Source organism: Rhizobacter sp. P1_G5, assembly GCF_056405435.1.
On record NZ_JBFUCB010001126.1, the window covers coordinates 1 to 803 of the forward strand.

1 protein-coding gene is annotated in these 803 nt (G+C 71.0%); it reads left to right on the plus strand.

Features of this window, described 5'->3' with window-relative positions; translation table 11 throughout:
• The coding region (locus AC1D12_RS34505; RefSeq protein ID WP_477845552.1) for a sensor histidine kinase at window positions 1-736 on the plus strand (736 nt) is incomplete at its 5' end.
• Window positions 737-803: the final 67 nt, after the last annotated feature.

Here is an 803-nt window from a genome sequence, read left to right on the forward strand (position 1 = left end):
GCAGGTGCTGCGCAGCACCGAGCAGACGCTGGCCTATGCGCAGCGGCTGTCGAACGTCGGCCACCTGGTCGCGAGCATCAACCACGAGCTGAACCAGCCGATGGCGTCGATCCGGCTGGTCGCCGAGACGGCGCTGGAGCTGATCGACAGTGGCGAGACGGGCGAGGTGATGGCGAGCATGCGCACGATGCTGAAGCTGTCGACCCGGCTGACCGACCTGACCGCGCAGCTCGCCGCCTTCCCGGCGCGCTCGACCGCGCAGGTGCAGCAGCTGAGCCTGCGCCAGGCGGTGCTGGAGGCGCTGGGCATGCTGCGCTCGCGGCTCGGGCAGACGCCGTGCGAGATCGAGATCGGCTTCGACGATGCGCTGGCGCACGGCTTCGAGGGCCAGCTGGTGCGGGTGATCGCGAACCTGGTCAACAACGCGCTCGACGTGCTGGAGCCGGTGCAGCCGCGCCGCATCGAGTTCGCTTGCGCGAGCGACGGCGAGTTCGTCGTGCTCAGCGTGGCCGACAACGGCCCGGGGCTCGCGCCGCCGGTGCTGGAGCGGCTGTTCCAGCCGTTCTTCTCGACCAAGGCGGCCGGGCGCGGGCTGGGGCTCGGTCTCGCGCTGTCGCGCGACGTGATGCGCGAGATGGGCGGCGACCTGCGCGCGCGCAACGGCAGCGCCGGCGGTGCGGTGTTCGATGTGCGGCTGCCGCTGGAGGATCCGACGACGGTGCCGGGGAGTTTGTAGTTCCACCCCCCTGCGATGGAACGATTTGCCGTGCGGCCCCACTCATGCGGCGTGGAAGGAGCACGAC